General features: G+C 71.6%; 7 protein-coding genes. 2 read left to right on the top strand and 5 right to left on the bottom strand.

All coding sequences use genetic code 11. From position 1 onward, the window contains the following. Positions 1-203 precede the first annotated feature (203 nt). On the bottom strand, positions 204-1,019 hold the full coding sequence (locus GA0115242_RS33880) for an SAM-dependent methyltransferase (RefSeq protein ID WP_093835412.1): 816 nt from the start codon (positions 1,017-1,019) through the stop codon (positions 204-206). Positions 1,020-1,168: 149 nt separating this feature from the next. Beyond that, positions 1,169-2,044 (bottom strand): helix-turn-helix domain-containing protein, encoded by an 876-nt coding sequence (locus GA0115242_RS33875; RefSeq protein ID WP_093835410.1) that lies wholly within the window; start codon positions 2,042-2,044, stop codon positions 1,169-1,171. A gap of 186 nt (positions 2,045-2,230) precedes the next feature. Here GA0115242_RS33875 and GA0115242_RS33870 point away from each other — a divergent pair, with 186 nt between their 5' ends. Together GA0115242_RS33870 and GA0115242_RS33865 are read left to right on the top strand one after the other, a co-directional pair. Continuing rightward, positions 2,231-2,770, top strand: a complete 540-nt coding sequence (locus GA0115242_RS33870) for an ATP-binding protein (RefSeq protein ID WP_093835408.1) — start codon at positions 2,231-2,233, stop codon at positions 2,768-2,770. A gap of 128 nt (positions 2,771-2,898) precedes the next feature. Beyond that, positions 2,899-4,332 (top strand): WGR domain-containing protein, encoded by a 1,434-nt coding sequence (locus GA0115242_RS33865; RefSeq protein ID WP_093835406.1) that lies wholly within the window; start codon positions 2,899-2,901, stop codon positions 4,330-4,332. A gap of 51 nt (positions 4,333-4,383) precedes the next feature. On the opposite strand, the gene GA0115242_RS33860 is transcribed toward GA0115242_RS33865, so the two are convergent. The 3 genes from GA0115242_RS33860 to GA0115242_RS33850 are packed head-to-tail and all read right to left on the bottom strand — an operon-like array spanning position 4,384 to position 7,525. Continuing rightward, entirely contained in the window at positions 4,384-5,238 is an 855-nt protein-coding gene (locus tag GA0115242_RS33860) for a carbohydrate ABC transporter permease (RefSeq protein ID WP_093835404.1), read from the bottom strand. Then, complete coding sequence (locus GA0115242_RS33855; protein ID WP_093835402.1) at positions 5,235-6,173, bottom strand: carbohydrate ABC transporter permease; 939 nt, start codon at positions 6,171-6,173, stop codon at positions 5,235-5,237. Before GA0115242_RS33855 ends, GA0115242_RS33860 begins: the two co-directional genes overlap by 4 nt. Next, the gene (locus GA0115242_RS33850) at positions 6,170-7,525 is read right to left on the bottom strand and encodes an extracellular solute-binding protein (protein ID WP_093835400.1); all 1,356 of its coding nucleotides are present in this window, start codon (positions 7,523-7,525) and stop codon (positions 6,170-6,172) included. The genes GA0115242_RS33855 and GA0115242_RS33850 overlap by 4 nt, the downstream gene beginning before the upstream one ends. Between the last annotated feature and the right edge of the window lie 200 nt (positions 7,526-7,725).

Here is a 7,725-nt window from a genome sequence, read left to right as displayed (position 1 = left end):
CGGAGTCGGGGGGNGGGGGGGGGGAGGAGGCGCCGGGGTCCCTAGCCCTCAGGTCAGGCGCTAGCCCCCCGGGCCAGGCGCTGCGCCCCCCGGCCAGGCGCTGCGCACCCCGATGTCCCCCCGGATCGCCCTCTGCGGACGCCGGGAACCCCCGGTCCGCCTCGGGGAGCGCCGACCGGGGGAGGGGGCCCGACGATGTCGGGTCAGGGCTTGCGGGCCACCGCTCCGTACATCGCGATGTCCTCGTCACGGATGTCCGGGTCGCCGCCGCCGTCCGGGTGCCACTTGTGCACCTGGGTGATGCCCGGCTCGACCAGTTCGAGCCCCTCGAAGAACTCGTGGGCCTCGGCGAGCGTGCGCAGCCGCATCGGCATGTCCCGGGCCGCGTACTCCCGGGCCACCCGGCCCACCTCGCGCGGCGCGAACTCGGCGGTGCCGATGGACATCGCGAGGTAGCTGCCCGACGGGAGCGGTTCGAGGAGCCGCCGGACGACGCCCACCGCGTCGTCCTCGTCGAGCATGAAGTGCACGATCGCGATGACGGTCAGCGCGACCGGCCGGTCGAGATCGAGCGTCGCGCGCAGCTCGGGCGCGCTCAGGATGGACGCCGGATCACGGAAGTCGGCCTCCGCGTACGCGGTGCGCCCGCCCGGCGTGCTGGTCAGCAGCCCCTGCGACAGGGTGAGCACGATGGGGTCGTTGTCGACGTAGACCACCCGCGACTCCGGCGCCACCGACTGCGCGATCTCGTGCAGGTTGGGCGAGGTAGGGATGCCCGTGCCGACGTCGAGGAACTGGCGGACGCCCGCCTCCTCCACGAGCCAGCGCACGGCGCGGTTCATCCAGTCGCGGTTCGCGCGCATGTGGATCGGCAGGGCGGGCCATTCCGCCGCCATGGCGTCCCCGGCCTCCTGATCCGCCGGGTAGTAGTCCTTGCCGCCGAGAATGTAGTCGTAGATCCGGGCGGAATGGGCGTGCTGGGTGTCGATGCGGTCGGCCGGCCATCCGTTGTCGGGCACTGTGGGGCCTCTCCTTCAATTCGCGGATTTGTCGATGTACGGATACGCGGACAAGCAGATAAGGGGTGGAAGGCTCCGGGCGCGGAAGAGACGGTTCCGGGACGCCGTCCCCACCCGGTCGGGCCGGGCGCGGGACGGTCGCGGAGCCCTCACCAGTCCCTGCGCAGCTCCTCCAGGATCTTCTCGGTGCGCGCGGCGGGCGCCGCCTGGGCGCTGAGCCGGTCGAGGGCCTCGCGGTACTTCATGACGTCGTCCCTCTTGTCGAGCATGTCGGCGCCCAGCAGCGTGCGGGCGTAGACGATGTCGGGCAGTTCCCTCGCCCGGAAACGGAACAGCTGGCTGGCGCCCGCCCGGAGACCGGGGTGCGGGCCGTTGGTGAACGGCATGATCTGGAGGGTCACGTGCGGTAGCCGGTTCAGCTCGATCAGGTGGCCCGCCTGGGCCCGCATCACGTCCGCGCCGCCGACCGGCCAGCGCAGCACCGTCTCGTCCATGACCACCCAGAGCCGGGGCGCCGAGTCGTCCGAGAGCAGCCGCTGGCGGCGCAGGCGCAGCGCCAGCAGGCGGTCCGCGCGGTCCGCGTCGGCGACGGTCGCCTCGCTGGTGATCCGGGAGCGCGCGTACTCCGCCGTCTGGAGCAGGTCGTGCACGAAGTGGTTCTCGTAGCTGCGGATCTGCCAGGCCGCCTGCTCCAGGCTGAGGTAGGAGGCGAACCAGTCCGGCATCACGTCCCGGTAGGAGTGCCACCAGCTCCGGCGGCCCGCGTCCTGCACCGAGCGGAGGAACCGCTCGATCTGCTCGGGGTCCGTGATGCCGTAGGTCCGCAGCAGCTTCTCCGCGTCCGCGAGCCGCAGCCGGGCGACCTTGGCCGCCTCCATGCGCCGGATCGTGGAATGGCTGACCCCGAGCGCCGCCCCGGCCTCGTCGTAGCTCAGACCGGCTCGGACCCGCAGCGCCTCGAGCTGCCTGCCCAGGATCATCCGCAGTACCGGTGGGGCACCGCCCCAGTCTGATTCGGCGGTCACACCGTCCCCTTTCGATCCTCGCGACCACATCATCGCATCGGATCTCTCCAGTAAAAGAAGGATCATCACGTCTTGCAAATTTCATTCTGCAAGTTGCGGGACGGCTCGGGAAGTGCCAGGGTGAATTGTGGGCCGAATGGGTTCCGGCGTCCTGAACGCCGCGTCCAGGATGAAAGGCACAGGGTGATGGCAGCGTCTTCCTTTCCGACGCCCGGTTCCCCGACGACCGCAGGACAGCAGAGCACGGCCTCCTTCCCGGGTGCCCGGCCGGTGGCGCTCGCCGGGGACCACGCGTCCGCTCCGTCCGGCCCCGGCCACCCCTTCGACCTGCCCGCGGTCCCGGCCTCCGTCGCCACCGTCAGGAACGCAGCAGGCGACCTCATGCGCAACGAGGACGTCGACCGGGGCGCCTGGGACGATGTGCTGCTGGTCGTCTCCGAGCTGGCCACCAACGCGCTCCAGCACTGCTCGGGCGAGCGGATCGCCGGACGGCTCGCCCTCTCCGGCGACGTGCTGCGCTGCGAGGTCGAGGAGCACGGCGTGGGCCTGGGCCTGCCCGAGGCCCGGCGGGCGGAGCACGAGGACGAGAACGGGCGGGGCCTGTTCCTCGTCGACGCGCTGAGCCTCGCCTGGGGCGTGTCCCCGATCCTCCACGGGGAGGGCCAGACCGTGTGGGCAGAGCTGCGCGCTCCCCGGCTGCGCCGGGGCGGCCACGCCCACTGGTGACAGCCTTCCCGGTACGGCGGGACGCGGTCGGATCCGGTGCCCCGGCCGTTGTCAGTGCCCTCTCCTACGGTGTTCCCAGAAGGACCCGCGGAACAGGCCGCAGGACCTGACCCGGGGAGGGGTCTGTCGTGACGAAGACGTATCTGGAGCTGTCCCAGGACGGCGGCGGTGCCCACAAGTTCTACGAGGTGGAGGTCGGCGTCCTGGAGGTCTCCGTGCGCTACGGGCGCATCGGCGCCGCGGGACAGGCCCAGACGTCCACGTTCGCCACCCCCGAGAAGGCGCGGGCCGCGGCCGCCCGCAAGATCGCTGAGAAGGTGCGCAAGGGATACGTGCCCGCCGTGCCGGGACAGCGCGCGCCGCGCCCGGTGAGCCGCCGGGAGGTCGCCTCCACGCCGTCCTCCGCGCGCGCCGTGGCACCGGTGCTGTGGCGGTTCGCCACCGGCTCGTCGGCCTTCGGCATCCACATCGACGACGACCGCTGCTGGGTCGGCAACCAGGCGGGCGACGTCTACACGCTGGCCCACGGCGGCGAGGTCCTCGCCCACTACCGCCTCCCCGACGGCGTCAAGTGCCTGGTGGCGGACGACTTCTGGATCTACGCGGGCTGCGACGACGGCCGGGTGTACGACCTGTCCTCCAAACTGCCGTACGCCGCCTACGACATCGCCGGCGAGGTCGACATCTTCTGGCTGGACATCCACGAGGGCGTCCTGAACGTCGCGGACCGCGCCGGGCGGCTCACCGTCATCGACCACGAGGACGAACACCAGTGGGCGCGCGGCGGACGCGGTGAGCACGCCTGGATGGTGCGGGCCGACGACCGCGCCGTCTACCACGGCCACACCGGCGGCGTGACGGCCCACGCGCCCGACGGCGGCGCCGAGTTGTGGCACACGCCCACCCGGGGCGGTGTGCTCTTCGGCTGGCAGGAGGCCGACGCGGTGTACGCCGGGACCGAACGGCGGGTCGTGCAGCGGCTGTCGAAGGCGACCGGGGCGATCGAGGCCACGTACCTCTGCGACGGCCCCGTCTACTCGTGCGCCACCTCGCCCGGCGGGCGGTTCGTCTTCGCCGGGGACTCCACCTCCTCCGTCTACTGCTTCGACCGGGACGGCACCCGGCTGTGGAAGCTCGCCACCGGCGGCGGCTCCGCGCTCTCCATGCAGTACCGCCACGAACGCCTGTACCTGGTCACGACGGACGGCTCACTGGTGTGCGTCGACGCGAGCGAGGCGGCGATCGCGTCCGCGCAGCAGGGACACGTGCCCGTCGCCCGCGACGTCAAGCTCGCCGCCGCCCTGCCGACGTACGCCCCGGCCACCGAGGTCGCCGCCATGGCCACCGTCGCCGCCGCCCCCGAGGGCACGGTGGTCGTCGAGTGCGTGCGGGAGGCCGGACGGACCCGGATACACGTCGTGTCCGACGGCTACGACCGGTCCTGGAACGTCCAGTTCCCGCGCGCCATGCGGGAGCCGGGCACCCGGTACGTGGTGGACGCGGTGCACCCCGCGTCGGGCGGCTTCTACCGGGTGCGCGGCGACATCAGGCGGCTGCGCTGACCGGCGCCGGAAACCGGAGCGGCCGGGCGCGGGCGTCCCGCACGGCGCCGTTCACTGCCCGGCCAGCCCGGTGTGGGCCACGCCCGCCACGATCTGGCGCTGGAAGAAGACGAACACGACGATCAGCGGGAGGCCCGCCATCAGGCCGCCCGCCATCAACTGGGCCCACTGGATGCCGTAGGAGTTCATGACGGTCGCGATGCCGTTCGGCATGGTCATCAGATCGGGGTTGTTGGTCACCATGTAGGGCCACAGGAAGTTGTTCCACGAGGCGATGAAGGTGAAGATGCCGACCGCGGCCAGGGAGGGGCGCGAGAGCGGCACCACGATGGTGAAGAAGACCCGCCAGCGTCCCGCGCCGTCGATGAAGGCCGCCTCCTCCAGCTCGCGCGGGATGCCCTGGAAGAACTTGTAGAGGATGTAGACCATCGCGGCGGGCGCGCACTGCGGCAGGATCATGCCCCAGTAGGTGTCCACCATCCCCAACTGCTGCACGGTGGTGAACAGGGGGACCCCGAGCACCGCGGGGGAGACCATCAGGCCCGACATCACCAGCCCCATCAGCACGCCCTTGCCCCGGAACTCGGTGCGGGCGAAGCCGTATCCGGCGAGCGCGCTCACCAGCAGCACCACGGACGTCACACAGACGGAGACGACCAGGGAGTTGATGAACCAGTCGGTGATGTTGCCGGTGTCCAGGAGGGCCTTCCACGCCTGGCCCGTCCACCGCTTCGGCAGCCAGTGGGCCGGGACGGCGACCGCCTCCGTCTCCGACTTGAGCGAGGTGAACAGGCCCCAGGCGAGCGGCGCGAGGAAGACCGCGGAGACGGCCGTGGCGAGCAGGGTGAGGACGATCTGACCGGGCGTCCAGGCCCTGCGGGACTGCGCGGGTACGGCGGTCGTCATCGGGCGGCCTCCTCGGTGCGGTTGCGCAGCAGCCACATCCGGGCGAGGGCGACGGCCGCGATGATCACGAAGAAGATGACGGAGATCGCGGACGCGTAGCCCACGCGGTAACTGGTGAAGCCCTCTTCGAGGGTGTACTGGACGAAGGTGCGGGTCGAGTTCTCCGGGCCGGGTCCGAAGTCCATCATCACCACCGCCTGGTCGAAGACCTGGAGCGAGGCGAGGATCTGGAGCGCGACGACCAGCCCGGTGATGGTGCGCAGCATCGGCAGGGTGATGTGGACCGTCCGCTGCCAGGCGCCCGCGCCGTCGAGCTTCGCCGCCTCGTAGAGGTGGGCCGGGATGGACTGGAGGGCGGCGAGGTAGAGCAGGAAGCTGAAGCCGACCGTCCACCACAGGGTCTCGATGACGATGGCGGGCATCGCGTACGACGCGTCCGTCAGCCACGGCGTCTGCAGGCCGAACACGTGGTTGACCATCCCGGTGCCGGGGTTGAACAGCCACTGCCAGAGGTTGCCCGCCACGGTCGACGGCAGCAGGAAGGGCATGAAGAAGCACAGCCGCCACAGCCACTGGCCGCGCTCCACGTGGTGGGCGAGCATCGCGAGGAGGAAGGCGAGGACGGTGATGCAGGGCACGGCCAGGAGGGTGAAGTAGGCGCTGTGGCCCAGGGCGTCCCACATCAGCGGGTCCCTGAGCGCCTCCCGGTAGTTGTCGAGGCCGATGAAACGCTCGCCGGTCCCGGTGATGTTGGCGTCGGTGAGGCTGAGGTGGACACCCCGCACCAGCGGCCAGATCACGAAGACCGCGAACAGGGTCAGGAAGGGCGCCACGAACCAGCCACCGTGCTGGAAGCGCTGCCCGCCGCGGAAGACGGCGCGCGCGGTGGCCGGCTCGGTGCGGGCCGGGGCGAGTACGGTCTCGGCGGTCGTCATGCGGCCCTCCCCGCCCGCGCGGCGGTCTCGCCGTCCATCGGGTTCCTCATCGCGAGCAGGGTGCCCAGTTCGCTCCGCATGCGGCGGGCCGCCGCGCCGGGCTTCGCGGAGCCGACCGTCGAGGAGACGACGATCGGGCCGATCCGCTGCGCGAGGACGCCGGTGGAGCCCGCGAACCACACCTTCGGCTCGTTGGCCTGGTGGTCCATGGCCGACACGTACTCGTTCTGCGGGGTGAGCGCGCGGTAGGCCGGGGTGGACAGCGTCGGGCGGTGGGCGGGGATGTGCCCGCCGGCCGCCCACTGCCTGGCGTGCGTGACGACGTAGGCGGCGAGCCGGTGGGCCGCCTCGTCGGTGGCGCCGCCGCGGTCCGCCTGGTGCGGCAGCACGAAGGCGTGCGACTCGGCGTGGGTGGCGGGGCGGCCGAAGACGGGCGGCAGCGGGATCGCGCCGTAGTCGAGCTTCGCGCCGGAGTAGACCGGCACCGACCAGTTGCCCTCCCAGGCGAACGGCGCGCCGTTGACGAACTGCTCGGCGTTCACCGACCCCATGGCCGGATCGGCGTACCCCTCGGTCACATGGCGGCGCAGGAACTCCAGCACCTGGACGGCCCTGTCCGTGTCGAAGGTGACCTCGGTTTTGTCGTCGCTGAACCAGGTGCCGCCGAGCTGGGTGTAGAAGGCGACGAAGAACCACCACTGGAAGTTCTGGTCGTTGATCCACAGCCCGATGGTCTGGAGCCCCTTCGCGGTGGCCTTCTTCGCCTCCTTGAGGACGCCGAACCAGTCGTCGACCGACGTGACCGGGACGATCCGGTCGTCGCCGCCGAGCAGCCCCGCCTTCCGCAGCACGTCCTTGCGGTAGAAGCAGAGCTGGACGTGGACGTCGAGCGGGAGCGCGTAGAGCCGGTCGCCGATGACCCCGCGCCGCCAGAGCGCCGGGCTGTAGTCCGACTCCCGCAGCCCGTACTCGGCGAGCAGCCCGACGTCCCACGGGTCGAGGAGGCGGCCCGGCGCGAACCCCGCCACCCGGCCGATGTGCATGACGCCCAGGTCGGGCGCCCGGTTCCCGGCCGCCGCCATCGCGAGCTTGGTGTAGAACGGGTTGCCCCACTGGAGCGTCGAGTCCTTCACGGCGATGTCCGGGTGCGCCCCGCGGAAGGCGTCCAGCATCGCGATCATGTTGTAGCCGTCGCCGCCGCTGAAGAGGTTCCAGTAGCGCACCCGGGTGCGCGCGGTGGAGGCGAGGGCGTCGGCGCCGCTGCCGAGGGCCGCGAAGGCGAAGCTCCCGGCCACCGCCGACCCCCCTGCCGCGCCCAGTAGTTGTCTGCGAGTGAGGCCAGGTCGTCCCATTGCCCGCCCTTACCTTGGGATCCGTCGTCCACGTGGTCGTGCGTGTGCCGGTGCTCCGCCGGGCGGGCCGGGTCACCGTGGCCGGCCCTCCGCTGTTCGAGATCTCGACGTGCGCCCGCAGGTTCGAACGGGACCGTAGAATCGAAGCGCTTCCGCGTCAATGGGTCCGGCACGGCTTTCCCGGGCCCGCCCCCGCGGCC

This window comes from Streptomyces sp. SolWspMP-5a-2 (assembly GCF_900091845.1).
GTDB lineage: Bacteria > Actinomycetota > Actinomycetes > Streptomycetales > Streptomycetaceae > Streptomyces > Streptomyces doudnae.
Note: the sequence above shows the minus strand (reverse complement) of the source record. Positions and strands in the feature narration are given on the sequence as shown.

Excerpts from the sequence above, each read along its gene's own strand:
- GA0115242_RS33870 (WP_093835408.1), top strand. The coding sequence starts at position 2,231 with ATGGCAGCGTCTTCCTTTCCGACGCCCGGTTCCCCGACGACCGCAGGA.
- GA0115242_RS33860 (WP_093835404.1), bottom strand. The coding sequence starts at position 5,238 with ATGACGACCGCCGTACCCGCGCAGTCCCGCAGGGCCTGGACGCCCGGT.
- GA0115242_RS33855 (WP_093835402.1), bottom strand. The coding sequence starts at position 6,173 with ATGACGACCGCCGAGACCGTACTCGCCCCGGCCCGCACCGAGCCGGCC.
- GA0115242_RS33850 (WP_093835400.1), bottom strand. The coding sequence starts at position 7,525 with ATGGGACGACCTGGCCTCACTCGCAGACAACTACTGGGCGCGGCAGGG.